This window comes from Salinivibrio socompensis S35, from assembly GCF_000513715.1.
Classification (GTDB): Bacteria; Pseudomonadota; Gammaproteobacteria; order Enterobacterales; family Vibrionaceae; genus Salinivibrio; species Salinivibrio socompensis.
The window spans coordinates 1-542 of record NZ_AQOD01000265.1 but is presented as its reverse complement, the minus strand read 5'-3'; the positions used below and the strand labels follow the sequence as shown (position 1 = coordinate 542).

Genomic DNA, 542 nt, shown 5'->3' with positions numbered 1-542 from the left:
TGTCAGCTCCAGAAACCAAGCGCTGGTCGCTGGTTCGGGTGCGGGATTGGTTGGTAATATTTCAGCGTTTCCGCCACGGCTGCGCGTAGCGCGTCCGCTTCATCTTGATTTTTCTTCGCCTTAACGGCTCGCACGTCCACGTTCGGCGCGTAGTCTGCGCGTAAACACTCGCGCCAAAGCTCCACCCAGCGAGCTGTTTGATGTAATGCCGAGTAAACCAAGATGGAGGCACCATCAGCAACGCGTGAAAGTGCGGGTGTGCGGTGCCGTCCTTGCCGCGCGTGACTTCCGTCGAGCGTATCCAACCGGAAACAGGCTTAAATTCCTTGCGATCTTTTAACCGCTGCCAAGACGCATTCATATGCTTGAGAGTGTCGCGTAATTCGCTGATTTGGCAGTTTTTAACCGTCAACGTCAGGAAGATCCAACGCGCTTTGGGATGCTCTGCCGCTAAACGCGGCATCGCTTGATAGAATCGGGCTTGCCACATGAGGGTGCGCCTCCACTGGACTGAGCAAGGGACCGGAAGTCGTCGCAACCCC

1 pseudogene is annotated in these 542 nt (G+C 56.3%); it reads right to left on the bottom strand.

What is annotated here, in order from left to right:
* Window positions 1-2 precede the first annotated feature (2 nt).
* Window positions 3-463: pseudogene (locus DZ54_RS24605) on the bottom strand (protein rep).
* Window positions 464-542: the final 79 nt, after the last annotated feature.